The organism is Azotosporobacter soli (genome assembly GCF_030542965.1).
GTDB classification, from domain to species: domain Bacteria; phylum Bacillota; class Negativicutes; order SG130; family SG130; genus Azotosporobacter; species Azotosporobacter soli.
On sequence record NZ_JAUAOA010000002.1, the window covers coordinates 313083 to 339941 of the forward strand.

The window sequence follows — 26859 nt, forward strand, 5'->3', positions numbered from 1 at the left end:
CACCCCTTTATCGCATGATTTCTTTTTCTAATGACTTTTTCAAACCTTCATTTCTTTCGTGCATTGTATTAATCATTTTCAACTGAGGCTCTTCTTCAAGAAGCGCTAAGATATCATTCATTTCAAACACAGGATTTTGCGGATATAACCGCTCATAAATTTTACAAACCAACTCATAGTCGCGCACTTCATCAACAGTCCATCTCAAGTAAGATAAATCCTGTTCATTTCTATAACTACCTGTTTTAAACTCTTGTAAATTTTGGTTTATATATAGCGTTACGTGCTCACGTTGCGATGGACGTTTTGCTTCGCGCCACGCTCTCTCGAGACTGTTATAGGTTATTACCTCAACATCCAACCCATCCGGATACGTAGGCTCTGTCGCATTGCTCGTATAATCATAGTTATTATCAATATGATATTTGATGACTTTATCGATTAATCCCGGTTCTAATAATGGACAATCTCCTGTAATACGTACAATGTGCTCCGGTTTAAATCGCAAACTCACCTGCCAAAATCGATCCAACACATCATCCAGACTTCCGCGAAAACATTCTATTCCATGTTCATCACATAGACTTTGAATAGGATCATCCGATGCTTCCACACTTGTGGCCACAACTAAAGTTCCTATACAGCTAGCTCGTTTCACTCTTTCAATTTGGCGAATTAACATCGGAACCCCAAGTATCGGCTTAAGTACCTTTCCCGTTAAGCGACTCGACGACACCCGGGCCTGCAGTATTGTAAGAACCAACCCATTCACCCTCTTTTCCACAAACTAGGAAATATAATGTTTTTACTTATACCGCTAAAATGATTACTAAGTTCTTTCCTACAGTCTGAAAAGTCTAGTCGTTCTTTGCACATTTCAATATTACTGCCTAACTGTTGTAAATTATCTACACCAAACACCAGATAATCAATGTTTTCATTTTTATAGGCAAACAAAAATGCGGCTTGACTCCGTGTAAATCCGTATTTTTTAATAACCGTGTCAAATTCTCTTAAATATACCTTCGCATCTTCTAAGTGTTGCGGAATAAATTTCTCTTCCATTAATAAAAACCCTTGTAAAAACGCACTACGAGCAAAAATGGTCACTCCATTTTCTTTCGCTCTTTTAAAAAACAAATCTTGATCCGCACGTTGATCAAGGATACTATACGGGAGCTGAATATAATCCATTATACCGCTCTCCACAACGTCCATGGCATGCTTCATTTCGTATACCGATACACCTATGTTTTTTACAAGGCCTCTTTTTTTCCCTTGTAGGAGTCCTTCTACTATCCCTGCATTATAAAAATCCTCTGGAGTATGGAGCAGATAGCCATCTAAAACAGAAAGGTGCATTCGTTCCAATGCCCCAATCATTTCTTCCGTCACTTTTTTCGCCGGATCTGCACACTTCTCTGTAATCAAGTTCGGCTTAAGTTTCGTAATAACTTTAACATCATGTTTACTGATGCCATACTGCCCCAGCAACATTTCCGCATCACCATAGGCGCATGCAGTATCAATGCATGTAATTCCACTAGCAAGTGCGTGATCAATCATTGCAAACACCTTTTCAACCGATGGTTTGCCTTGCTGATTGTTAATACCATAGTCCATTCCAAACTGAACCGTTCCCAAACATAACTTTGTCATGTCAATTCAGCACCTTCTTTAACACGCTTATAATATAATCCTGTTCAATCTCCGTTAAGCCGAAAAAAACCGGTATGCTGATAGCTTGTTCATAATAGCGTTCCGCAACAGGATAGTCCCCTTGCGCAAATCCCATGTTTTCATAATATGGTTGCGTATGTACCGGTATATAGTGCACATTCACGCCAATATTTTGTTCCCGCAATTCTTCAAATATTTTTCGGCGATTTTTGCTACATTGGGTTCCGTCAATTTGTATCACATACAAATGCCACGCCGAAGAAGCACTTTTCTCCTGATACGGCAATATCAATGGTAATTCTTTCAATTTCTGGGTGTAGCGCTTGGCAAGATAGTCGCGTTTCATCACAAATTCATCAATCCGCTTTAACTGGCTCGCGCCGAGCGCAGCTTGAAGATCCGTCATGCGATAATTGTAACCAAGTTCTATCTGCTGATAATACCACGGGCCGTGTGTCTCCCCTGCCATATATGCCGAATTTCTCGTTATACCATGGCTACGTAAACGAATTAACCGTTCATACAGTTCCTTGTCATTGGTTAAAACCATGCCGCCTTCAGCCGTCGTTACTATTTTCACCGGATGAAAACTGAACACCGTCATATCCGCATAGGCGCAATTTCCGATCGCCTTGCCTTGATATTTTCCGCCAATTGCATGTGAAGCGTCTTCTATCACTTTAAAACCATACTGCATCGCTAATGCATGAATTCGTTCCATATCACATGACTGCCCGGAAAAATGCACCGGTATGACCACTTTAGGCAACCTTCCCGCCTCATCGGCCTGATGCAGTTTTTCTTCCAATTTGGCCACGCTAATATTATACGTTTTCTCATCAATGTCGACAAAATCGACTTGGGCACCGCAATATAAAGCGCAATTAGCCGATGCGACAAATGTATTGGGACTAGTCCACAACCAATCACCTTCCCCCAGCCCCTCCGCCATGCATGCAATATGCAGCGCCGACGTAGCGCTGTTTACCGCTACCGCATAGTCGGCGCCACAGTAGTCCGCTACCATTCGCTCAAAATGCTCCACTGCCGGCCCTTGCGTCAGCCAGTCTGACTGCAGCACCTCAAGTACGGCCTGAACATCTTCACTAGAAATATCTTGTCGCCCATAGGGAATATTACGCATGTCAAATCAGCTCCCGCAATTCTTCTATGCTCAAAAACACCGGATTTGTGCCAGAATTATATTCATAGCCTTGTTCAACAAGCATTCCTCCTTCGCCCAGTTTATTCACGCTGTAATCAGGTTGAGCAAAAAAGGTAATCGTCGGTTTAATTACATAATGATCATGAAATTGGAGCGTCAAATGTGAATCATCCGCCGGACACATAATCTCATGGAGTTTTTCGCCTGGACGAATTCCGATAATTTTAATTGCAGCCTGCGGTGCGATCGCTTTCGCCAAATCAGTAATCCGACTCGACGGAATCTTCGGCACGAAGATTTCCCCCCCATGCATACGTTGAAACGATTTCATCACAAATTCAACGCCCTGCGGCAACGTGATCCAAAACCGCGTCATTTTTTCATCAGTCACCGGAAGTTCTGTTGCCCCCTCGGCCAGTAGTTTTTTAAAGAAGGGCACGACCGAACCTCGCGATCCTACAACATTGCCGTAACGAACCACAGCAAATTTTGTTCGAATCCCGCCTACAACATTGTTTGCTGCCACAAACAACTTGTCTGACACTAATTTTGTCGCACCGTATAAGTTAATCGGATTCGCTGCTTTGTCCGTTGACAAGGCAACCACTTTTTCAACTTCATTTTCAATCGCGGCATTGATCACATTCTGCGCCCCGTTAACATTCGTCTTGATGCATTCCATCGGATTGTATTCGGCAGCCGGCACCTGCTTGAGAGCTGCCGCGTGCACAACAAAATCAACGCCGCGCATCGCTTGACGTAAACGAGCTCCATCACGTACATCTCCAATAAAATAGCGCATACAGTCTTGATTGTACACTTGCTGCATTTCAAATTGTTTCAATTCGTCACGCGAATAGACAATCAATCTCTTCGGGGTATACTTTTCCAATACTGCCTTAATGAACTGTTTTCCAAACGAACCGGTTCCTCCGGTAATCAAAACATTCTTATCATTTAACGTAAACATTGTATATCTCCTGCCATTTCAAAATCTTTTCTTTGCTGAGCTACACACCTAAGATTACTCTTTATGGTAAATCTCCAAATATTCCTGCTCACACTTTAAACGTTCTTGCCAATCCTTTTCATCGATTTGCAAGCAAAGGCAACGTATTTTCCGCATCCCAAAATGTCCTTCTGCCTTTTTCACCAATTCTTGCAAATAGGCCTGATCAACATTCCCCACTAATACCAAATCAATGATGCCGCCGTCAATTCCGCGCGCGTAATCTCCCGTAATAAAAGCAGTCTTCACGTCTCCAAGCCGCTCAATAATTTCGGCCAACAGCGTATCGACGCCCATCATCTTTTTTACAATCGCATGCAATTCGGGAAAGATCGGATGTTTTCGATTGGCTCTATACGATTTCGTCCTACCTTCCGACACACACTCAATCAGTTTAGCTTTTGCCAAATGATTGAGTTCCACACGAATCCCATTAGTTGAATCTCCCATTTCTGAAGCCAGTTCTCGCAAATATGCTTCCCTCTCCGGATTCATAAAAAAACGCAATAGCATTTGTATCCGTGTTTTTGACGTAATAATAGAATCCAGCATTTTTTTCTCCTAGTTATCATATAGTCGTCTTGTAAAGGAATAAAACATTGAGTAATTTCTATACTCAATGTTTTATTCGTCTTTTATACAAAACTTCCTTCTTTTTGTCAGTTTATAGGCGTTTCACAATATTTTTGTATATAGTCAACACGATTTTAGCCATTTGTGCACTTGTAAATTCAGCTTCAAATTTTCTCCGTCCATTCCCCCCCATTTTTTCGATCAAGTTGGGGTCAGCTACAAATCGCTTCATGCAATCTACCAATGCTTGTTGATTTTGTCGTTCTACTAAAAAACCATTGAATCCATTTTCTACTGTTTCCGGTATCCCTCCAACATTTGATGCAATCACCGGCATCCCTGCACGAAGCGCTTCCAATATGCTGATTGGCAGCCCTTCCCATTTGCTAATTAGCAAGAATACATCCTGTTCCGCCAAAATTCGTTCCACATCACCACGTGCCCCCAAAAACGTTACATACTTATTCAGTTCCAAGTCTGTCGCATTTTTTTTTGCAGCCTCCAATTTTTCTCCATCACCAACAAAGGTCATTGAAAATCTTATTTGCTCATTTTTTAGCTGTGCCACCGCCCGCAGTACCGTTTCTTGATCTTTCGGTTCCATGAACCGAGCAACCATGATAAATCGAATCGGACCGTTCAACTCTCTATGCTTCAAAATTGGAAGACTTCCAATTCCGTTATGTACCAGCAAAAGCCTATCTGCCTGTTTCGGCATCACTGTCAATGCAAGATTTCTATCATATTCCGAAACGCAAAGAATTTTTTCCGACCAACTCGTGGCCACACGTTCAATGGCCTTATACATCTTCCGTTTCCATTCTGTTACGCCTTCGGTAAATGCCCAACCATGCGCTGTAAACAACACTGGTACACCGCACCATTTTGCAGCGATACGTCCTACAATTCCTGCTTTGCTAGAATGGCAATGCACTATATCCGGCTTGATTCGATTAATAATTTTTGCTATTCCAGCAGTTGCTCTCACATCATCTAACAAAGAAATTTCCCTAACTAAACTTTCAATGCAATATACCGATATATTTCTCTTGATCAGTTCATCATAGAGCCAGCCAGTCTCACCGACCACGACATGTGGTTCAATATACTCTGCAAGTTCATCTATTAACTGCAACAAATGAACTTGTGCACCGCCAATAATAGACATTGTAATTACATAAAGTATTCTAATTACTGGTGGTTCATTTACTATTTTTTCTTCTAGCATACTATCTATTTTCATGCATCCTCCTGTACTTATCGCCGCTCACCGCTTCCCTCTGCAACATGGAACATAGTCATTCCAATAATTCGTAAATCAAACAAAAAAGATTTATTCGTCAAATATTCTGCATCTAAACGCACTTTATCTTCTAAAGAAATATCATCTCGTCCATTCACCTGCGCCCAACCAGTCAAGCCCGGTGTAAGCTCTGAAAGGCCTCTTTTATTACGTTCCCATCGTAAGTCATGCTGATTGTACAGTGCCGGTCGTGGCCCGACAATCGACATGTCACCTTTCAAAATATTGATTAGTTGCGGTAATTCGTCAATGCTAAACTTTCTCAAATAATATCCCACACCGGTTATGTATTGCGCGCTATTCGTCAACTGATCCGTGGCAACTTCCGGTGTTCCCAGCGCCATTGTCCGGAATTTATACATCAAAAATTCTTTGTCACCTTTCCCAATTCGTCGTTGTGTAAAAAAAACGGGCCCCTTAGAGTCCACCTTCACCAAAATAGCAACAAATAGCAAGAGAGGCCAACAAAGAATCATAAAAATTCCTGCCATAAAAAAATCAAAACTACGTTTTAACAAGATACTCCTCCTACTGAATCCCATGTTTTTTGCGTGCGTCACAATACGTCGAAAGCATTTCCATTAATGCCTCAATAGCATCTGCTCGATCCGTTACTGATTCCAACTTCCTCATTCCCCGTTCTAATTCTGCTAGTTCCAACGGATTTAAATTGGCAATATAAATTTTTTCATGCTTTGATGCTGCGGTGCCCTCTTCCGCATTCAGCAACTCTTCAAATAGTTTTTCACCTGGCCGCAAGCCTGTAAATTCAATCGCAATATCATTGTATGGCTCTAATCCTGAGAGTTCAATCAAATCGCATGCCATATCCTTAATATTAACAGGATCACCCATATCCAGTACGAAGACCTCTCCCCCCTGTGCCATTGCACCTGCTTGGAGAACCAACTGGCTGGCTTCAGGAATCGTCATAAAATATCTCTTCATATCCGGATGCGTAATCGTTATAGGTCCCCCTTGTGCAATCTGTTTCTTGAATAGAGGAATAACGCTACCGCGACTCCCGAGCACATTGCCAAAACGAACGGCAACAAATTTTGTCCCGCCCCCGTTCAGTTGTCGAATAATCAGTTCTGCTACTCGCTTTGTAGCTCCCATTACGCTGGTCGGATTCACTGCTTTATCCGTGGAGATCATTACAAAAATCTCACATTGAAAACGCTTTGCCGCTTCTGCTACATTTTTTGTACCAAACACATTATTCTTGATTGCTTCAACCGGTTGAGCCTCCATTAACGGGACATGCTTATGCGCTGCAGCATGAAAAACCACTTGAGGATGCCATTTTTCAAAAATGTGTTCCATAAGCGCCGCATCCCGAATATCTCCAATCAGCGGGACAACCTCGATTTGCGAAATTTTATTCCGCAATTCATATTCAATCTCATAAATACTGTTTTCACCACGCCCAAGTAAAATCAATGTCTGCGGCATCATTTCGATGATTTGCCGACACAATTCCGATCCGATCGAACCACCAGCCCCAGTAACCAAAACTCGTTTTCCTCTCAGATAGGCAGTAATTTGTTCTAAATCCAAATGCACCGGATCCCGTCGAAGTAAATCTTCCAGATCAACATTGCGCAATTCCTGCATACTAACTTTTCCATCATGTAATCCATATGATTCCGGCAATATTTTCACGCTACATTTTGTATTTTTGCATTCGCGTATAATTTCTCTCAACATAATTCCATTAATCGATGGCATAGCAACAATAATTTCATGAATGCCGTTATCTTCCACCACCTCACGTAAACAGCTTCGATTACCTATCACCCTGATTCCAAACATCGTTCGATTCCGTTTCGCCTCGGCATCATCAATAAACCCAACCAATCTCTTTTCACCATAGTGCTGATGTTGAATTTCTCTTGCCAGCATTGCTCCAGCATCGCCTGCACCATAAATCAATACATTCTTTACATTCTGCTGTTCCTGCCGTTTGCGGAAATAATGCGCCATTCTCACACAAAAACGAGTCCCACCAACAAAGGTAAGCAACAACAATGCATTAATAAAATGAAAACTGTAAGGCAAACGAATTTGAGCTATGTACAAATATGTAATATTCAGTACCACACTAATTAATACCGCATTAAGGATGGCCACCACTTCATTGACACTAGCATATCGCCACATTCGTCTGTATAGTCCAGAAAAATAAAACGCTGTTAAACCTATTAATATAAAAATTGGCAAAACCGTATATAGCGTCGAGAAAAACGGATCCTGATAATTACCTTCCATCCTAATTAGCAACGCAGTATATGGCGCCAATATTAGTATCAAAAAATCGGTTGCCAACAATCCGGTTATCTTAAGAGCCTGTTCCATGACAATCCTTCTTTCATTGATCCATTCTTTATTTCAAATCACTTTTCGTACTCACGTTCTCCAGTTCTATATAAAAACGGTCCAACCACCGCTCCCACGTATATTCCTGTACCACTTCATCCGCCACTGGTTGATACGCGCTTTGTAAAAATTCTTTCAATCGCTCTTCTTTGTCTAATCCGAGAATAAAAATATTTTCTGGCTGATAGAATGCATAGCTACGAATTTCCGAATTGTCGGTAATCAGCTTTTTCTTAAAAAATAGAGATTCTAGCGATCTTAGCGTTAAACCATTTTGCCCCGTATCTTCTAATTCAATAATCACTTTTGTTTGCCAAATCATTTTCACCACTTCAGCATAAGATACTCCTTGTTCCGTTAGAATTTCGAGTTCTTCCAACGAGCATTCCTTATACGATTGCTGACGGGCCTTCTTTAAAACTATCTTAGTTCGATATTGATATCCCTCCAACATTTTTTTTAACTCAATGACCTTTTTCAGTCGATTTTTATCCACGCCAATAAAAAATGCGTCATAAAATTCCGCTTGCGGATCCGGCCCTTTTTCATACGCAGCAAGAATCTCCTCATTCGCAAACATATCATCATAGCAAAAGCGACTGTGTTTCATTCCGTGTTCCTCACAATCATTTTTGTCAAACGACCATAACTCGCACGGTAAATGACGGAAGTTACGCGGATGATTTCGACCGTTCGGTGAAAACTTGTTCACATAATAAATCACAATTCGTATCTGAGGATTTTTTCTATGTATATATTTAATAATATCTGGTCCTCGCAAACCATCAAACAAGATCACCGTATCATAGTTTTCAATCTCTTTTTTCCAATCTTCATACCAAATTTCTTCACCACAAATCGGCAAATGTTCATGCAATCTCTGTAAACATCTGGCAATAGCTGACATAGGTTTATAAATTTCGGCCACATTTACAAATGCATTTCGTTTTCGCGAACCGTTTAAAACCAGAATTTTATGTTTCTGATACGCATGCTCCATAATTTATTCGAATCCTATCAAGACAGTACAACCAATGCTGCACTGTTTCGATATCCTCCTTTTTCAGAGTTTCGCATTCCTACCTTTATTCTACAACAATTCTTGCCTTCTTTTTTGCAGACATTCACAACATGCCTGATATACTTCATCAACTGAAATTTCCGCCATACATCGCGGCTCCTTGCAATTCGACCCGGCGTATCCATCACACGGACTGCACGACACTCCTGCCATAATCACACTGCAGTTACGCCGCGGAGCCCAACGTTTCGGATCAGTATGTCCGTATAGAGCGACGCAGGGCGTATCGTATGCAGCCGCCATGTGAATCGGCAGACTGCAAGAATTAACCAGCAGCTTGGCTTTTTTTACAATATATGCCGCCTGACGTAAATTTGTCCTCCCACTTAAATTAACCACGCCAGGCATATTCCATGTTATATTCTGCTCGCCAAAACTACCAAATACAACTGTCAAAATCCCCTGTTCTTCGTACAAACGCACGAATAATTCTCGCCACTTTTCTCTCGGCCAATCTTTTAAAAACAAAGCGGTGAGCGGCGAACAAGCCACATATGCGACACCTTGCTTTATTCCGCCTTCCTCTAACATTTTTTCCACCGCTATTTTTTCCATTTCTGTTGCCTCAGCAAAATAAAGCTGTTCCAACGCGGTTGTTTTCATATCAATTCCTAATGTTTTTTTCAGCAGTTCCGCCGATGCATACGGTTCGTAGATATGATCCAGATGCTTTTCCCATGTCGTGGCATGCGTAAGCCACAGTTTTCGTTTATGCGCAATCCCTACACGTAGTGGAACCCGTGCCAAAAAAGCCAGTAAAGTCGGACGATATTGTAAATCAAAAAAAATCGCCGCATCATGCCCCCGCATTTTTTTTATGACGCTCCAACTACTATCTTTTTTTTTGTCATACACAAATACTTCGTCAATAAAAGGAAGTCCTTGCACTGCGTCGACTGCATTTTTAAAGACCATTAATGTAATCCAACAATTCATTTGGCGCTTCATTTCCGCTAATATCGGCGTAAGCAAAATCACATCTCCAATGCCAGCCTGTTTGCTGACAAAAATTCGTTTCAGCATTTTCATGCTTCATCCCCCATTTCTTGTAGAAGCACAGCCGCTTTTTTTCGAATATCATGTTCTTTTGTCACACGAGCATATCCTTTTTCCACGTTGGCGGCAATCTTTTCTGGATGTTTCAAGTAATAATCGATTTTTTCAACCAGTTCTTCCGCATTTTGATAGGTCTCAACTTCTTCGCCACGCCGAATTACGTTTTCAAGCGTCAATTTATCGTCTACAAGTTGAAAACTTTTGGTTCCTATAATTTCAAATATACGAGAATTCGGACCATTATGCTCTTCAATATGGATGTTAATGCAAATGCGTGAACGTCTGTAAATTTTCGCCACTTCATATGCAGAAATATTATGATTTTGTACAAATTCTCCTAGCGGAGCATAGCGACGTTGAAATCGCTTTCTCTTCCAAAAATATCGTTCATCCCAGTAGCATCCATAGACCAGAAACTTTAGCCTCTCTATCTTTGCATATTCTGCCACCTTCTGCAAAATTGTATTCCGCTTATTAGTTGAAGCCCCAATAAAACAAATATCAATGTCTTTTTCCGTAGGCTGTTCTTTGTAAATACGAGGATCAAAGCCGCCTGATAAATATTTTGCAAAAACATTACATTTTTCCTGCAAGTACGGAATATCGGCAGGTTCAAATGAATATACGCTATGATATAGCTTCAACTTTTCTTCATTCTCCGGCATCCTACGGATGCTGTCTATTAACCATAGTGTTAAATGAATTCCACGTTTTCTAGCATCCTCAATCACACGATACTCAATCCATGAACCATTCATTACAACCATGCGGTCTATATCGCCTCTACAAATCAGGTTCCTCAGTCGCTCATTCCAAGCCGCGTTATGATTTTCTTTTTCAGCAGTAAACCCCCACTTTAATTTTTTCTTTGCAATGTAACCACACGTTTGCTCATAACCAAGATAAGGTAGGCATTCAACTTGATGCCCATGCTCACGAATTGCCCAAGCCACGCTCTCAGTATAGTCAAAAAAATCCGGACCTGTTAACAGCACCTTCATGGTATCACCCTCGCTTGCTGTACATTTTCTCTACTTCACCCAACCATAGCTCATCATTCCCTGGTACTCTTCGTATTTTTAGAACCTTTTACTCACAATATTTCTGATCTTCTTTTTCGTTCCCTAGCACGTAACCAGCTCCAACCGTAAACCAAAGGGTTTCCACAACCGTTCTTGTATCTTTAAAATCTCCCATTATTCCAATAAAAAGAAAGTTTGCCATCGAAAAGAACATTATTGCAGCACCAGCCCGCTGTTCATTGTTTTTTGCGCTTCGCCATCTTACACTTGCTACTACCAGTACCGACAACATAAGGGCCATATACGTACTAAAACCAATCGCTCCCGTCTCTGCTAGTAACTGCATATAGTTACTGTGCGCATTAGGTACCCTTTCTGTTTCCGCAGGATTAATATACTTTTCCTTATAGTTCGTAAACCAATTTCCTTGTCCCAAACCAAACAATGGATAATCTTTAAACATATGCCACGAACTCTGCCATGCCAATACTCTATTCGCATTTGGCCCAATATTAACATCAAAAATTGACACTAATCGATCTTTGACCACTGGAAAAGACGCCATAAAAACAGCCATAAAAACAGCCATTCCTAAAACAATCGAAAAAAATGCTTTTGTCCTTTTATGAAATCGAATCGCACTATAAAAAAATAAAAATAAAACCAACGTTAACCATACGCCTCGACTAAAACTCATAAGGCATGCAATTAACGATAGAAATAAGGTCACTCCAATTAAGGCACGTTCCGTTTTTCTTTTATTATTCCAAAGCTCGCTCCACATTATTACACATATTGGAATTACCATTAAAAGAAAAATTTGCATGAACCATCCTTCCCAATAGAAAAAACCAGATGGACGATACCCGAAGTTATTCGCAAGTATAAACTTAGTTGAAAATTGATATATATAGGTTACATCCGCAATTAACATTGCCGCCAGAAAAACCTTTAGCAAAGAATATATTCGCCCTTTGTTTTGTATCATCGTAACCATAATAACAAATGGACTCATTTCAAAAATACGTTGCCAAGTTAAGTTTAACCCTTCTTTTATATTCGGATTTACTAAAACTGAAATTATTAAGGCAACACTGTAAACAGCCATTATTTTTATAATACCATTATTCTGTAACTTGTGTCTCATTGCAATCATAATCAAGAGCATCAAACAAGCCAATCGCAATGCATTATCAGCAAAAGCAGTTGATGTGACCGGGACAAGTGCATATAACAGCATCGCCGCATAACTAATTGTGTATAACCATTTTTCGTTCATTCTCTCTCTCTCTCTTCTTTAACTAAATTGAGAAATTAAACATTATTGCTAAAAAAACATTTCTCTAGGCAATTTCAGCTAATACTTCTCTATTTTCGCTCAGAAAGCTTTTGTTGTTTCGCCATATATAAAGGGCCATACAAAATCCCCAAAGTCTGGCAAAGTCGCAGCAATCGCGTCACACTTTTCGTCGGTTGCAGCGTCAGTAAGGCTAACAATAAAGAGAGTATTCCCGGAATCGGCTTCAGCAATCGCCGCCAAAACACAGTGGAGCCTTTGCGCACATATTCGGTAATTCCTTCAAAAAAATAACGCCGGATAAAGTACGCATACGACAACCGTTCCTTGGGAATGGAATGGTCCACGGCTGCATTCGGTGAATAGGCCGCCCGGTACCCCTTGGCATAAATCTGAAAAATAAAATCGCTGTCTTCCCCACCAAGCAATGATCCTTGACGTCGTCCCAGTTCGGTACGAAAATGGATGCCCTCCAACGCGCTTCGCCGGAACATCGAATTACCGGTTCCCATCGTTTCATTCAACGGAATCAGGCCAAACTTCTTATAGCGATCTTCATCCGGCACCACATTGATGTCATCGCGCAAGTAGCGAGGCAGCGGCACTTCATAGACCGGATAGACCGGCCCTGTCACCGCCGCCACATCCGGCGACAGCGCAAAGCCCTGCAGCATGCCTTGCACCCATTCCGCAATCACCGTCTCATCGTCATCAACAAAGCCAACATACGTTCCCGTTGCGGCCTGCAAGCCGCAATTGCGCGCATGCGCAACGCCCGGTCGCAGTTCTTTTAAATAACGCACCGGAAACTCACTCGCCACCTTTTCCGTCTCATCGGTTGAATTATTATCGACCACGATGATCTCAACCGGCGAATAGCGAAGTTGTTTCAGACTTTCCAGCGTCCGCTTCAGATGATCGCAGCGATTATAGGTGCAAACGATAATTGAAACAAGTTCTTTTTCTTCCATACGGCTCCTTTTCCTTCACCTTCGTATTACCGCAGTCTCGCCAGCACCCGCTCAACTACCGACTCTACCGCAATTTGATCGACGCAGTACTGCATCGGGCAATCCTCCGGCGTCGTCACCGCCGGACACTCTGGTAATCGAATCGTCAGGACATCGCCTGAGTCACTGCAGGGACGCCAACGATTAGCCGAAACGCAGCGGAACAGCCCGATGACCGGCGTCGGCTGCGTTGCCGCAATGTGCATCGCACCGGTATCAATCGTGATGAACAGATCGACGGCTTCAATCAGCGCAGCCAGTTCTTTCAGATTGGTCTGGCCACACAGGTTCTTTAGCGGCCGCTTCGCTTTATCTGCAATCTGTTCGGCATACGCCGCATCGGCCGGTGCGCCGACGATCACATAGTCCGCATCGATCATCGCATCGAGCTGTGCCAGCAGTTCACCCCAGTTTTCCTGCGGCCAGTCTTTCAGATAGTAGGTCCCTTTTACACATAGTGCAATCCGGAATGCCCCCTCGCGCCGCGCCGGCAATAACGCTTGGGCTCGTTCCCGGTGCGCTTCACTAAGTTTTCCTATCGAAGGCCTCGCCGAACCTTCGCAGTGAAAGTAGCCGCGAATCACACTTTGAAACAACTCCGCCTGATGCGTTTTTAGAAAATCGTCCGGAACCTTCACCACATCCGTATATAGATGGCGAATAGAGCTCGGCTTGTTGTCGAACAATCGGTCTGCGCCGACGCGAACCGGAATGCCGGCCAGCCAAGCCAAGAGCGCCGGACGCAGTTTTCGATCCAGCAAAATCGCCATGTCAAAGCGACGCTTACGGATTTCTTTCACGAATTGCCACAATTTCTTTAATGAGCGCTCTTTGGGACGATTGGGCAGTACCAACACTTCCTTTAACAGCGGGTGATCTTCCAGAATCGGCGCCACCGAATCTTTCACCAGCATTGTAATGCCAGCCGTCGGATACTGCTCTTTCAACAATGCGACGGCAGCCGTTGCCAACACGACATCGCCCAGGTTAACGGTACAGGAAATTAAGATGTTGGCGTTTTCTCGCATATGAACCCTCTTTCCTGCAAAAATTCGTACAAATCGCTTCCTTCAAAGAGCAGTCCTTTGATGCCTGCGGCTTGCGCCGCCTCGACATCGGACACCTTGTCACCGACCAGCAGTGACGCCTGCAGTTCTACAGGCCATTCGCCCAGTGCACGCCGAATCATTCCTGGCAGCGGTTTACGGCATTCGCAGTCTAGCCGGTATACATCCAGTTTTGCCTTTGGATGATGCGGACAATAATAGAATGCGTCGATGTGGGCGCCGATTTTCTGCAGCTCTTCATTCATAAATTCATGCAAGCTCTGTACATCGCACTCCGTATAGTAGCCTCGCGCAACGCCGCTTTGGTTCGTCACAACGAAAACACGATAATCATGTTCGTTAAAGTAGCGAATCGCTTCACGGGCCCCGGCAATCCAAACCAGTTCATCCGGTTGATACAAATAACCTTTATCAACATTCAACACGCCATCCCGGTCAAAAAACACCGCCGGTTTTCTTGTCGCCAATTCATCCACCCCGTTTTCTCAAGCCCGTTTCTGCAAGCATCGCATCTAGGCTACTGTTATAGAAGACCTCCCTGTTGTTTTAAACAATCGATGTATTCTGCAGCTGCCGTTTCCAGCGACGTGAAGCCGTCACGATATCCCGCCCGCAACAAATTTCCCGCATCGGCTTGCGTATAGCTTTGGTATTTCCCTTTCAAATCATCCGGAAAAGGGATGTATTCAATCGTGCCTTTATCGCAGGCCTTCGCTACCGCATGAACCACATCATTGAACGAGCGCGCATGTCCGGTACCGCAGTTGAAGATTCCGCTTGTCGACAGATTCTCGAGAAAAAACAGATTCACATTCACAACATCTTTCACATAAATGAAATCACGCCGCTGCTCGCCTGGCCCATAGCCTCCGTACTCGCCGAACAAGCGGGCGATGCCGGATTCGCTGATCTGATTGTAAAAATGAAACAGCGTCGATGCCATGCGCCCTTTGTGCACTTCGTTCGGACCGAATACGTTGAAATAGCGCAGACCGACGATCTGGCTCGTGGCCTGCGGCAATACGCGCCGCACATAACGGTCAAACTGCAGCTTGGAAAACGCATACACATTCAACGCCTTCTCGCATTCTTCCGTTTCGCAAAATCCGTTTTCTCCATTGCCGTAGACCGAAGCCGATGAAGCATAAATGAACGGTATCTTACGATCAATCGCAAAATGCAGCAGCGTCTTGCTGTATTCATAGTTGTTTCTCATCATGTAATTGCCGTCCGATTCGGTCGTCGCCGAACAGGCGCCATTATGGAAAATTCCTTCGATTCGCTCATGGCCGTATTCGCCGCTCTCCAGTCGCGTTAAAAAATCATCCTTGTGCAAAAAATCCCGGTAGCGCAAAGAGTTCAGATTTTTGAATTTCATGCTGGAACCGAGATTGTCCACGATCAAGATGTCGTCCTGTCCCCGCTCATTCAACCCTTTTACCAAATTGCTGCCGATAAACCCGGCGCCTCCCGTTACAATAAACATTGTGCAGCCTCCTGTCCATCTTTTTATACTTAAAAAACTGTTTTAAACAGTCTCACTCGGCGTTCGTTCCAGTGTATCCAGCAGTTCCTGCAAGCTTATCGCATAAGTGCCGACTTTCCCTACGACAACGCCAGCCGCAAGGTTGGCCAGATATGCAGCGTCCGAGGTGTTGGCTCCTGCTCCGATCGCCGCCGCCAATACCGCAATAACGGTATCACCCGCACCTGAAACATCAAATACTTCCTGCGCATATGTCGGAATATGCACCGCTTTGCGCGACCCGATCAAGCTAAGACCTTTTTCCGAGCGTGTGACCAGAACATTGCTGATTTTGTATTTTCTGCGAATCCGCTGCGACGCATTGCGAATTTCTTCATCCTCATTCGCGACGCCTCCGCCAAGCGCTTCATTCAGTTCTTTCAGGTTCGGCGTAATGTATGATGCCTGTTCGTATTTACGCCAATCCGTTCCTTTCGGATCAACGACGACCGGCACATTATGCCGATTGCAATGCGCAATGATCCGTTGACAGATATCCGGTGTGCAGACGCCTTTCGCATAGTCTGACAGAATCACGCACTGCACCGTTTTCGGAACCAACTGTTCTACCTGGCGCACAATCGCCGCCGCAACCGCACCGCTGGCAGCAGTCGTTTCCTCGAAATCAAGTCGCATCATTTGCTGGTGACCGCCGATGATTCGAAGCTTCGTCGTCGTGGGGCCGTCAATTTCCACAAGTCCAGCCGCGTCAATGCCGCGTTCATCCAATAGGCCCTGCAGGTACTGGCGATGATGATCGCTCCCAACAACGCCACACAGATAGGTCGCACAGCCGAGACGAGCCAAGTTGTGTGCTACATTGGCCGCGCCGCCGAGCGTTCCCTTTTCGCGAATTACCCTTGTGACCGGTACCGGCGCTTCCGGTGAAATGCGCTTCACTTCACCAAAATAGTATTTATCCAACATCACATCGCCGACAACGAGGATGCCGGTTTCGTTCAACTTCGTTTCCGCAAAGGCTTGCAATTTTCGATTTCGCTTCTGCACGATTTCACTCCTCATCACAAAGCTGGCACAGCAAATGTCCGACTAGAATATGGCCCTCTTGTACCCTTGCCGTTGTAGCCGCTTCGACAACCAGACAAACATCCGCCGCCCCATTCAGCTTACCGCCCGTTCCGCCGCTAAAGCCAACCGTTATCATTCCCTGTTTCTTCGCTTCAGCCATGGCAGCCAGTACGTTCGGACTATTACCGGAAGTACTGATGCCGACAAGCACATCCCCTGGCCTGCCAAGGGCCTCGACCTGGCGGGAGAATACACGATCAAAACCATAATCATTTCCTACCGCCGTAAGAATAGACGTATCTGTCGTTAGTGCAATCCCCGGCAACCCCTTCCGTTCTTTGACAAAACGTCCGACCAGCTCCGCCGCCAGATGCTGGCAGTCCGCTGCGCTGCCGCCATTACCGCAAAACAAGATCTTATTGCCGTTTTTTAGGGCAACGCGCCAAACTTGAGCAATCTGAAGAATCAGATCGCTTTGTCTGCGCAACCGGTCAATGGTTTGCTGATGTTCATCAAACGCTGCGTCTAACAAATTTTTCATAATAACGCCTTTACCTTTCTTATCATTTACATCCTGCCAATTATCGCTTTCCCAAATCGGATCGCCGGCAGTTCAATCATATAGTAACTCAGCGATGCCACAAGCAAAGAGACGACGATTACCAGCAAGGCAATCCCGTTCATCGCTATCGTTTCGTGAAAAGCATGCAATAAACAAATTAGAATCGGCATATGAACCAAATACAATGAATAGGATATTTTTCCCAAAAACTCAACCGGTCTCATATGCAATATCCGCTTCGCCGTATTCGATGAAAGCGCGACAATGATAAAAATGATGATGCCTACCGCGGCAATGTACTCTCTTGCTCCAATGGCCCGAGCCGATTCAAACGCTCCATATGCACTCCACCGGATCGTATAGAGAAAAGTCGCTACAGCAAAAAGCATGATCTTCACGCTTCTCCTTTGTGTGCAAAACCTATTCACAATCTCAGCCTGATTTTTTGCCAAGGCCGCTCCGATCAAAAACATCGCTGCATAATGAAAGGTCGCACTGCCATGCGCAATCAACCCACAGTGCAGGGAGGAAAGAAAGACACAAAGCAACGCTACAATTTTCCAGTTATAACGCAGGACAAATACAGCCAAAAGCGGGAAGAGAATGGAAATCCTCATTTCATCCACCAAAGACCAGATGACCGGATTCAGTGCGTTCGTATCAAAACTCCCAACTAAACTAGAATGACTCGCTATCGTTTTCCAGGAATAAGGCCTTGACCACAATTCATTGAACCAATAGCTCAATTCCGGAATCTTTTCACTATCCGAAAGGGATCGAAGAAGATACGCGAACAGCAATGTCGCCAGATACGGCAGATAAATTCGGCAGATCCGTTTTATCAAATACTTTTTATAGGGCAGCTGACGCTCATTGCGATACGGCAGATACAATACGAAGCCACTCAAAATAAAAAAGAACAGTACCGCCTCCTGTCCTACCCAAAACAGATGCAGCGGCGAATATTTCAGCCAATTAAGGATCGTAAGATATCCCTGATCGTATGTATTCTGATAAAAAGCCGGATAGACTATCAATACATGCGACAGCATCACCGAAAATGCCGCAATCCCTCTTAACGAATCCAATTCTATGTAACGATTCATTCAACCCATCCTTTTACTTGCCTCAATCAGTGTCTCTGCTATGATGTGCGTTCATTTTTAAAAAGCATTCCTTCTAATGGCCTATTGGAGATATAAGCTCTTCCGCTTTGCGAAACATTTTGTCGTTCGGTTCAATATACATCCCTTTTCCATACGTTCGCGGTTGCTCTAACTGTTCCAACGTATATGTAAGCATCAATTCAACGCTGATTCCACGCATGCATTCGTGATCGGTCGGACATTGGTGCAGGCCGCACGGATGGCAGTGCATATCGCTTTTGATGTTGACGCTGGTGTCGTTGTAGGGATAGAAACCCGGTACCGGCGACGGACCGAACATCGTGACGATGCGTACCTTCATCGCGACCGCCACATGCATCGGGCCGGAATCATTCGTGACCAGCACATTGCATTTTTTCAGCAGCGCCGCCAGTTCCATCAGTGACATCTTCCCGGTCAGCGTCTTGCACTGCGGATGCTCGCGCCGTTTCATCTGCGCCTGCACCTCTTCGACCATTTCCACATCCATCGGACCGCCGAAAAACACGACACCATAGCCCAGTTCCAACAGACGATCCGCCAACTCGGCATAATACTCGCCGCGCCAACGCTTCGTCGGCCAGCTGGCTCCGACATTCAAACCAACAATCTTTCTTGCGCCGCCATCTTGAAATGCCGTACGCCACAATCGATCCGCCCTTTCTTCTGATTCGGAATCAATCACCATCTCCAGCCCCTGATCACGGCATTCTTCCATCCCCAGGTGTTCACGCAGCACGTCGTAATGCGAATCGACTTGATGTTTGATCGCCTTACGATTCTTCATCATCCGGTCGAAGAAAAAGTGCGGCCCCCAGGTCGAATAACCGACAATTTTCTTGGCACCGCTGAACGCCGCAGCAAACGATGCCCGTTCATTCTGGTGCAAATTGATTGCAATATCGAATCGTTTCGCACGCAATTCGCATACCGCCCGCCAATAATTGCCAAGCTTGTTCTGCTCGCCTTTCTTATCCCAGGCGATCAGTTCGTCGATGCAAGGGTTCAGCCGTACCAAATCCGCCAGCTTCGCATCGGCCAGCAGTGCGATATATGCTTCAGGGTAATTGTTACGCAATGCGCGCAGCACCGGCGTCACCAAAAGCAGATCTCCGATATGCATCAGATTGATGACTAAAATCTTCAACCTTCATTCACTTCCTTACGCTCGAGTCAAAACGTATAAACCACAAAGACACAAAGAACTCAAAGGGCAGATATTTATCTGCCTGAAACAATCGACAGAAACGTTTTATGTTTTGCAACTGATGATGATCAGGCGCAACTTGAAATTTTTATTTCTTTACGCCCTTTGTGTCCTTGCGGTTCAAAATCGTCCCCTATCTTATTTTGCCAAGTCGACCAATGTCTGTGCCAATTTGCGCGGTGAGAAATCATCGTTGGCACGTTGCAGTTCGCTACGGTACTGTTCAAACCGTGAATCAAAAGTGTTTACGAAAGTTTCCAGAGCCGTTTGGAACGCCTGCAGGTCTTTGCCGTCAAACGCGATGCCGACGCCGTATTCGGCCAGCACTTCCGGATTCACATTGTCCGCAATGATCATCGGGCGGTAAAACCCGATCCCGTTCGACAGCATCGCCGAGGTATGATAGCGGTATCGCTCGGCTGGATACGGCATGACCAACGCATCCACCGAATCGATCCCTGCCTGCCACTCCGGTCCGATCAAAGCCTTGTGCAGAAATTCAATCCGCGCATCCGCACCGTATTTTTCAATGATCCGCTGAAAATCGGCGGCATCCTCATCGGACTTCGTCGCCCCTTGAATCAACAGCTTCACCTTCCGTTCAAAACGGCACGCACCGAATACGTCCAGAAACGTATCCAGATTCTTTTCTTTGCGGTACTGGCCAAAAAAACCCAGCGTCAGCGTTTCTGGACATTGCTGCAGGCCGCGTCCCGGAATATCGCGCGGCACATAAGCCGGCGGATTGCAGAAATGAACATTAGGCAGATTCGTCGAGAGAGCCTGCCTAGCAAAAGTCTGTACAAGGATTTTCACATTTTTTTCACTACGCACCGCTTCGCCTTGCTCGAACAACCGTCCGGCTTCTGTCGGCGTCAGTCCGTGAATGATAAAGAAAGTCGGCACCGGCGATTTCAGCAGTTTACTGCGGCGCAAGCCGCGCAAATAGCGATAGGTGGCCGATGGGAAAATCAGCGCATCAAACGCGCCTTCCTTCGCTTTGGCAAATAACGTTTCATACCAGCCATGCCGTCGCCGCTCCCGGATGCAAGCACGCCACCACTTCCTGATTCCTCTGATTCCGTCATATGAAACGCCGCTCCCTGGCATTTCATGAATCGGCACACGATAGTCCCATTGAAAGCGATGGCCTTCCGGCACGTAAAACTCCACTTCATGCCCTAATGCCTTCAATTCTTCAACGAGAATACGGTCATAGTCGATTTCATGTCCTCCCGGCGTGACGACCGTCTCAACGATTGCAAATTTCATTCGAATGTTCCCCTTCCGCTTGATGATAATACAGTTTCACGTATTTCATCATCGTATAAAAAAAATGCAGCGCAGCCAGGATAAATCCCATTTTTCCATCACGCCAGCCGCTCTTCAGCAAATAGAACTTGATGAAACCGACCCAAGGACGAATCATGATATCACTCCAGGCAGCCCGTTTTCCCTTTTCGTACATCTGATCGGCCATCATTGTCGTATATTGATTAAACTTGAAAAAATAGCGCTCCCAGCTGGTGTAAGTATGATGCCACATATAATTTTTCAGCTGTCGAATCGGCAAATTAACAAGGGCCTGCTCATGTACGAGTCCTTGCCAACTGATTGCCGTACGTGGATACAAGCGTAAAGAATAGTCAGGACTATGCCCGCCATATTGCACCGGTTGCCCAAATACAATATTACGCCGCAAAATCTCATAAGCGTACGGTTCTCCTTGTTCAACAACCTTTCGGATTTCATTCGCCGCTTCCGGCGTGATCCGTTCATCCGCATCCAAAAACAAGACCCATTCCGCTTTCGTTTTCTGCAGCGCAAAATTGCGCTGTCCGGCAAAACCGTCCGTCATCGGATGAACATAACAGTTCGCCCCCAGTTCTTGCGCCAATTCGATTGTCCGATCACTGCTGCCCGAATCAATCACTACCAGTTCATCAGCAAACAAAACGCTGCTCAAACATTCTTTCATGTTTTTCTCTTCATTCAGAGTCAGCACTAAAACCGCCAAACGATTTGCCATCATGTACCAGCCTTTCTATTACAAGCCCAACATTTCCATTGCATTCTTAATCACTTCTGCCTGACTAATGTTTGCCATACACTTTTTTTCCAAGCAATCTCCTTTACCCCAACAAGGCTCGCAGTCCGGATGATAAATCACCCGATCCCGCACGCCGCGAGGTCCCCAGATCGCCGGATCTGTCGGACCATATAACGCCAAGGTCGGAATACCGACACCCTGTCCTATATGCAACGGCCCCGTATCAACGCTCACCAATAAATCGCTTTGCTGCAGCAACGCCGCTACCTGCGGCAAAGTCAACTCACCGGCCAGCACTTCGCCTTGCCCCTCGGCCATTTCTCTAATCTGGTCCAATGCAGCTTTTTCCCGTTGGCCGCCGATCAAAAAAATGCGCGCTCGACCGGCCAGTGCCTTGATTAGCGCCGCATACCCTTCCTTACTCCAACTTTTTCGTTCATAACTGCCGACCGGACAAATCACCAGCCATTTCTCTCCCGAACGCTTCACAAAACGGCTCTGCAACTCTTGGTACGCCTCCGGCGGCGGCTGTAAGGTCAAACTGACATCGTGAGCCGAAATAGCCAACGGTTTCAACACATCCAGATAATTTTCCGCTTCATGACGTTTGGCGCTACGCACCGGTTTACTGGCATGCGTCAAAAACCATTCACCATGCTGTGCAGCATAGCCAAGGCGGCAGGGCGCGCCGCTCGCCCTGGCAATCAGCGCGCCGCGCAAGGCAAAATTGGTCGCAACCGCCAAATCATAGCGTTCGGCTCGCAATTGTCGGACTAATTGCCGCAACGCACCCCAAGAACGGTGACGGCCTTTTTTATCATATTCGATAACGCAATCCACATACGGATTCATCACCGCAACTTCTGCTGCAACCGGCACCACCAACATATCAATTCGGCTATTGGGATATTTTGCTCTCAAAGCGCGCGCAACCGGCGTCGATAGAATAACATCGCCAATAAACGCCAGATTGATAATCAGTATCCGTTCCACTTTACTCTTCATTGCGTGCTCCTTTAGCTCTACCATCCTTTTAACGACAAATCCTCTCCACCGCAGTCAGAACCGCTTCCGATTTTAGCGCCGCCAGACAATCCCAACCTTTCGGACAACTGCGCTGCCAACATCCGGCGCAATCATGCGGCGTAATCACGACCGCATGTCCTTGCCCATACGGGCCGTTGCGAGCCTCATCCGTCGGCCCCATCAATGCAACGGTCGGTGTTTTGAGCGCCGCGGCCAAATGCATCGGCCCCGTATCACCGCCGATCACGACAGCGGCTTGTTCGAGAATTGCCGCCAGCTGTTTTAAACTGGTTCGTCCTGTTAAGTCAATTGGCGGAATCTTCATCTGCTCCGCTACGATTGCCGCCAATTGACCGTCGCCACTTCCGCCGACCACAACCGGAATGATTCCTTTCCCATATAGAACATCGCCAACTGCGGCAAAATGTTCTTGCGGCCAAATTTTGTTTGGCCAGTTCGCACCAAGAATAAACACCGCATAGCGCTGTTTCATGTCAAAGCCCTGATGACGCGCCAGGTTATATGCCGTTTTACGTTCTTCATCGCTGACGAAAATTCCATAGTCCGCCGAACCCGTTTGCACATCGCAACCAAGATAGCGCACAACGTCCAGGTAACGTTCCGTCACATGACCGCCAAGCGCATGCTGCCCGACAATGCGCTGCGCCAGCCAGTCACTTCCCTCACGGCTGTTTTCATAGACATAGCGTTTTGCAGCTCCGCTCCCCCAGGCAATCAGTGCACTTTTCATCAGCCCTTGCAAATCGAGCGCCACGTCAAAATGACGACGGCGCAAGTCGCGCAAGAATCTCGGCGCATAGCAGATCAATCCGCCCAAACTCTTACACTTTGCTTTATCAAATACGATTGCTTCATCGATATACGGATGGTCAGCAACCAAATCATATGCCATTTTTTCCACAACCCAACTGATTTTACACGACGGCATGCTCTTCTTTAATGCCGCTGCCGCCGGCAATGCATGTACCACATCACCAATCGCGCTCAACTTTACAATCAAAATATTCATCGTCGAAACCTTTTTCGCCGCCATGTCGAATTTGCGTTTATGCACCGCCCCTTCGATAGCAATCGATCATCCTTTCCACCATATGTTCAAGCGTAAACCGTTGCAAAACCGTTTCGCGCGCCCGCTCCCCAAATTGTTGCGCCAACGCCGGTTCGTCAATTAAACCCTTCAGCGCTGCTGCAACCTCACTGCCAGAGGGCGAATCGATCAACAGACCATTTACTCCGCTTTCAATCAATTCTTTTTGTGCGCCCGTTTTGGTACTGATAACCGGTTTGCCGCAAACCATCGCCTCGCACAACACCAAGCCAAACGCCTCCTGCCATACACAGGGCAGAACGAAAGCGTCCAATGCGCTTATAAAAGAAGCAATCTCTTCTTGAAACCCCGCAAATTCGACGCACGCCTGCAAATCCCACTTGCAAATCAGCTCTTCCAATCGCAGCTTATAATCTGCTTTTGCATTACCGGCCAGCACCAGCTTGACTTGCTTATAACCATCCCGCCGCAGAATTCCGACCGCCTCGACCAGATGCTCCAGTCCCTTTTCCGGCGAAATGCGTCCGGCATAACCGATAAGGAAAGGCTCTTGCAAAAATGGAATTTTTGCTTGCAACTGTAGAAATGGCCGCGTATCGATTCCATTATAAACAACAACTGCTTTGTCCGGCGCAATAAGCGGGCAAGCCGCCAGAAATTCTTGCCGCACCATATTTGAAACACAAATGACCGCCGCCAAATTTCGATAATACCAGCGATGCAGGAAGTCTGTCTTAACCTGCGAAACTGTATGTCTTGAATTAAACACTTTGCCGCGCCCGGCCCACTTTGTCGCCAGCAGAGCCAACCATGCATCACGGCCGGTATGCACATGAATGCAATCAATTTCACGTTCGCAAATCCAAGCTGCTAATTGCGCTATCGATCGAAAGTCAACCAGATTCCGTAGCCGCAGAACCTGCGTCTCCGCAACCTCACGATACCGCCGCACATGAAAGGCATTGTTCCGCGTTACAATCATTACGCGATGACCGCAATCCTGCAAACCGCGCGCCAACTCCTTCACATGCTGCTCTCGACCGCCCCACTCGGCAGACGAAATAATTTGCATTATCGACAGTAACCGGCTCATACCTGATTCTCCTTAATTTTTGCGATGACCTTGCTTGACGAACGTCCAGGTACTTCAGGAATCAAAACCGTCTCTCCTCCATAGGCTGCAACAATATCCGCTTCCGGCAGCGATTTTACATTATAGTCGCCGCCTTTTACATACACATTTGGTCGCACTTCACGTACTAATTCTTCTGCAGTCTGCTCAGAAAAAATAACAACATAGTCAATTGCAGATAAGGCCGCTAGTACTTCTGCACGATCTTCTTCACTATTGATTGGTCGACTTGGCCCTTTGAGGCGCTGTACCGACGCATCACTGTTCAGCCCGAGCACCAAACAATCTCCGAGTTCGCGTGCCGCTTGCAGATAACGCACGTGCCCGGCATGCAGGATGTCAAAGCAGCCATTGGTAAACACAACCCGCGCACCTTCCGCCTGCCATTTTTCGCGTAACTTAGGAATATCTTGTCGTTCTATCAATTTCATATTGTACACTCACTTTGCTATTCAGTGGGGCTTTCTTTATTTCGTTTCATGCTTTTCTTCAATTGCTTTTTTCAATTCTGCCGGGTTAGTCGTCGCCGTGCCAAGCTTGCGCACGACAATACCCGCGGCATAATTAGCAAGGACAGCCGCCTCCAACATGGAAGCACCTGCAGCAAACGCCAGCGCCATTGTCGCGACGACGGTATCTCCAGCGCCGCTCACATCGAACACCTCGCTGCGGTTCGTCACCGGGATATGGTGGACCGCGCCGTCCTTCAAGAACAAGCTCATCCCCTCCGGCCCACGCGTGATCAAGACCGCTTCCCCTTGCAGTTTCGCCAGCAAATCTTTACCAGCTCGTTCCACTGCTGCCTCATCATCCAGATGATAGCCGACTGCAGCCGCCGTCTCTGCCGTATTTTGCTTCACCAGCGTTGCCCCTTTAAAAGACAGAATATCATAACGTGAATCGACGATGCAGGGAATGCCGTTCTCACGGCACAGTTTCAGCGCAACCTGCCTGGCCTGAACACCGACCGTATGGCTGCCGTAATCGCTGATGACTACAGCCCCTGCCGTCTCAATGTTTTTAAGTAACTGGCCAATCAATGCCTCTTCAAGTGGCGCTGCCAAGGGTTCTTTCTTCTCACGATCAATTCGAACCACCTGCTGACGAACTGTCGCCTCACCGCCAGCCGTAATCCGCGTCTTACTAATCGTTGGCCGTGTCGCATCAGTTACAACGCCCGAACAATTCACCCTCTTGCTTTCCAATACACGGATCAACTCCTCGCCGATCCGATCGTCACCGACGACGCCGACAGCCATCGCATCGCCGCCGAGCGTCGCCACATTGTGCACCGTATTAGCAGCACCGCCTGGCACCATGATTTCGCGCTCCTGTTCCAAAACGAAGACCGGCGCCTCTCGCGAGATCCTTGCAATCTGTCCGTCCAGATAGACATCTGCCACCAAATCGCCGTATACAATGATCTTCTTTTCTTTAAACTGTTTGATCCATTCCTTTAATTTCATCGACCT

General features: G+C 45.9%; 27 protein-coding genes. All 27 read right to left on the reverse strand.

All coding sequences use genetic code 11. From position 1 onward, the window contains the following. Positions 1-7 precede the first annotated feature (7 nt). Complete coding sequence (locus tag QTL79_RS03425) at positions 8-784, reverse strand: cytidylyltransferase domain-containing protein (RefSeq protein ID WP_346353537.1); 777 nt, start codon at positions 782-784, stop codon at positions 8-10. After that, positions 769-1659, reverse strand: a complete 891-nt coding sequence (locus tag QTL79_RS03430) for an aldo/keto reductase (RefSeq protein WP_346353538.1) — start codon at positions 1657-1659, stop codon at positions 769-771. The genes QTL79_RS03425 and QTL79_RS03430 overlap by 16 nt, the downstream gene beginning before the upstream one ends. 1 nt (position 1660) lies before the next feature. Beyond that, the gene (pseC, locus tag QTL79_RS03435; RefSeq protein ID WP_346353539.1) at positions 1661-2824 is read right to left on the reverse strand and encodes a UDP-4-amino-4,6-dideoxy-N-acetyl-beta-L-altrosamine transaminase; all 1164 of its coding nucleotides are present in this window, start codon (positions 2822-2824) and stop codon (positions 1661-1663) included. 1 nt (position 2825) lies between these two features. Beyond that, positions 2826-3815: a UDP-N-acetylglucosamine 4,6-dehydratase (inverting) gene (pseB, locus tag QTL79_RS03440; protein ID WP_346353540.1), complete on the reverse strand. Its 990-nt coding sequence runs from the start codon at positions 3813-3815 to the stop codon at positions 2826-2828. Positions 3816-3869: 54 nt separating this feature from the next. After that, entirely contained in the window at positions 3870-4406 is a 537-nt protein-coding gene (locus tag QTL79_RS03445) for a hypothetical protein (RefSeq protein WP_346353541.1), read from the reverse strand. Between the two features lie 112 nt (positions 4407-4518). Further along, positions 4519-5670: a glycosyltransferase family 4 protein gene (locus QTL79_RS03450; protein ID WP_346353542.1), complete on the reverse strand. Its 1152-nt coding sequence runs from the start codon at positions 5668-5670 to the stop codon at positions 4519-4521. A gap of 14 nt (positions 5671-5684) precedes the next feature. After that, a complete protein-coding gene (locus QTL79_RS03455) occupies positions 5685-6248 on the reverse strand; it encodes a sugar transferase (protein ID WP_346353543.1) in 564 nt (187 codons plus the stop codon). 10 nt (positions 6249-6258) lie between these two features. Further along, on the reverse strand, positions 6259-8088 hold the full coding sequence (locus QTL79_RS03460) for a polysaccharide biosynthesis protein (protein ID WP_346353544.1): 1830 nt from the start codon (positions 8086-8088) through the stop codon (positions 6259-6261). A 28-nt stretch (positions 8089-8116) separates the two neighbouring features. Further along, positions 8117-9109: a WaaS/CpsH family glycosyltransferase gene (locus QTL79_RS03465; protein WP_346353545.1), complete on the reverse strand. Its 993-nt coding sequence runs from the start codon at positions 9107-9109 to the stop codon at positions 8117-8119. Positions 9110-9199: 90 nt separating this feature from the next. Beyond that, positions 9200-10219, reverse strand: coding sequence for a glycosyltransferase family 9 protein (locus QTL79_RS03470; protein WP_346353546.1), 1020 nt, complete (start codon positions 10217-10219; stop codon positions 9200-9202). Further along, positions 10216-11247, reverse strand: coding sequence for a CgeB family protein (locus QTL79_RS03475; RefSeq protein WP_346353547.1), 1032 nt, complete (start codon positions 11245-11247; stop codon positions 10216-10218). Before QTL79_RS03475 ends, QTL79_RS03470 begins: the two co-directional genes overlap by 4 nt. 88 nt (positions 11248-11335) lie before the next feature. After that, the gene (locus QTL79_RS03480; RefSeq protein ID WP_346353548.1) at positions 11336-12547 is read right to left on the reverse strand and encodes an O-antigen ligase family protein; all 1212 of its coding nucleotides are present in this window, start codon (positions 12545-12547) and stop codon (positions 11336-11338) included. 89 nt (positions 12548-12636) lie between these two features. After that, entirely contained in the window at positions 12637-13536 is a 900-nt protein-coding gene (locus QTL79_RS03485) for a glycosyltransferase family A protein (RefSeq protein ID WP_346353549.1), read from the reverse strand. Positions 13537-13562: 26 nt separating this feature from the next. Beyond that, complete coding sequence (locus QTL79_RS03490) at positions 13563-14603, reverse strand: glycosyltransferase family 9 protein (RefSeq protein ID WP_346353550.1); 1041 nt, start codon at positions 14601-14603, stop codon at positions 13563-13565. Then, entirely contained in the window at positions 14579-15109 is a 531-nt protein-coding gene (locus tag QTL79_RS03495) for a D-glycero-alpha-D-manno-heptose-1,7-bisphosphate 7-phosphatase (protein ID WP_346353551.1), read from the reverse strand. Before QTL79_RS03495 ends, QTL79_RS03490 begins: the two co-directional genes overlap by 25 nt. A gap of 56 nt (positions 15110-15165) precedes the next feature. After that, positions 15166-16128 carry an ADP-glyceromanno-heptose 6-epimerase gene (gene rfaD / locus QTL79_RS03500; RefSeq protein ID WP_346353552.1) on the reverse strand — a complete coding sequence of 321 codons (963 nt, stop codon included), beginning with the start codon at positions 16126-16128 and terminating at the stop codon, positions 15166-15168. Between the two features lie 42 nt (positions 16129-16170). After that, positions 16171-17175 (reverse strand): D-glycero-beta-D-manno-heptose-7-phosphate kinase, encoded by a 1005-nt coding sequence (gene rfaE1, locus QTL79_RS03505; protein WP_346353553.1) that lies wholly within the window; start codon positions 17173-17175, stop codon positions 16171-16173. Between the two features lie 4 nt (positions 17176-17179). Then, the gene (locus QTL79_RS03510) at positions 17180-17737 is read right to left on the reverse strand and encodes a D-sedoheptulose-7-phosphate isomerase (RefSeq protein ID WP_346353554.1); all 558 of its coding nucleotides are present in this window, start codon (positions 17735-17737) and stop codon (positions 17180-17182) included. Between the two features lie 26 nt (positions 17738-17763). Next, positions 17764-18864: an acyltransferase family protein gene (locus QTL79_RS03515; RefSeq protein ID WP_346353555.1), complete on the reverse strand. Its 1101-nt coding sequence runs from the start codon at positions 18862-18864 to the stop codon at positions 17764-17766. A 73-nt stretch (positions 18865-18937) separates the two neighbouring features. Continuing rightward, complete coding sequence (waaF, locus tag QTL79_RS03520) at positions 18938-20050, reverse strand: lipopolysaccharide heptosyltransferase II (RefSeq protein WP_346353556.1); 1113 nt, start codon at positions 20048-20050, stop codon at positions 18938-18940. A gap of 198 nt (positions 20051-20248) precedes the next feature. Beyond that, positions 20249-21382: a glycosyltransferase family protein gene (locus QTL79_RS03525; RefSeq protein ID WP_346353557.1), complete on the reverse strand. Its 1134-nt coding sequence runs from the start codon at positions 21380-21382 to the stop codon at positions 20249-20251. Further along, positions 21363-22142, reverse strand: coding sequence for a glycosyltransferase family 2 protein (locus QTL79_RS03530; RefSeq protein WP_346353558.1), 780 nt, complete (start codon positions 22140-22142; stop codon positions 21363-21365). The genes QTL79_RS03525 and QTL79_RS03530 overlap by 20 nt, the downstream gene beginning before the upstream one ends. 15 nt (positions 22143-22157) lie before the next feature. Then, positions 22158-23165, reverse strand: a complete 1008-nt coding sequence (locus QTL79_RS03535; RefSeq protein ID WP_346353559.1) for a glycosyltransferase family 9 protein — start codon at positions 23163-23165, stop codon at positions 22158-22160. Between the two features lie 28 nt (positions 23166-23193). After that, positions 23194-24261, reverse strand: a complete 1068-nt coding sequence (locus tag QTL79_RS03540) for a glycosyltransferase family 9 protein (protein WP_346353560.1) — start codon at positions 24259-24261, stop codon at positions 23194-23196. Beyond that, positions 24254-25348 (reverse strand): glycosyltransferase family 4 protein, encoded by a 1095-nt coding sequence (locus QTL79_RS03545; RefSeq protein WP_346353561.1) that lies wholly within the window; start codon positions 25346-25348, stop codon positions 24254-24256. The genes QTL79_RS03540 and QTL79_RS03545 overlap by 8 nt, the downstream gene beginning before the upstream one ends. Continuing rightward, positions 25345-25818: a D-glycero-beta-D-manno-heptose 1-phosphate adenylyltransferase gene (gene rfaE2, locus QTL79_RS03550; protein ID WP_346353562.1), complete on the reverse strand. Its 474-nt coding sequence runs from the start codon at positions 25816-25818 to the stop codon at positions 25345-25347. Before rfaE2 ends, QTL79_RS03545 begins: the two co-directional genes overlap by 4 nt. Before the next feature lie 36 nt (positions 25819-25854). Then, positions 25855-26853, reverse strand: coding sequence for a bifunctional heptose 7-phosphate kinase/heptose 1-phosphate adenyltransferase (locus QTL79_RS03555; RefSeq protein WP_346353563.1), 999 nt, complete (start codon positions 26851-26853; stop codon positions 25855-25857). Positions 26854-26859 lie beyond the last annotated feature (6 nt).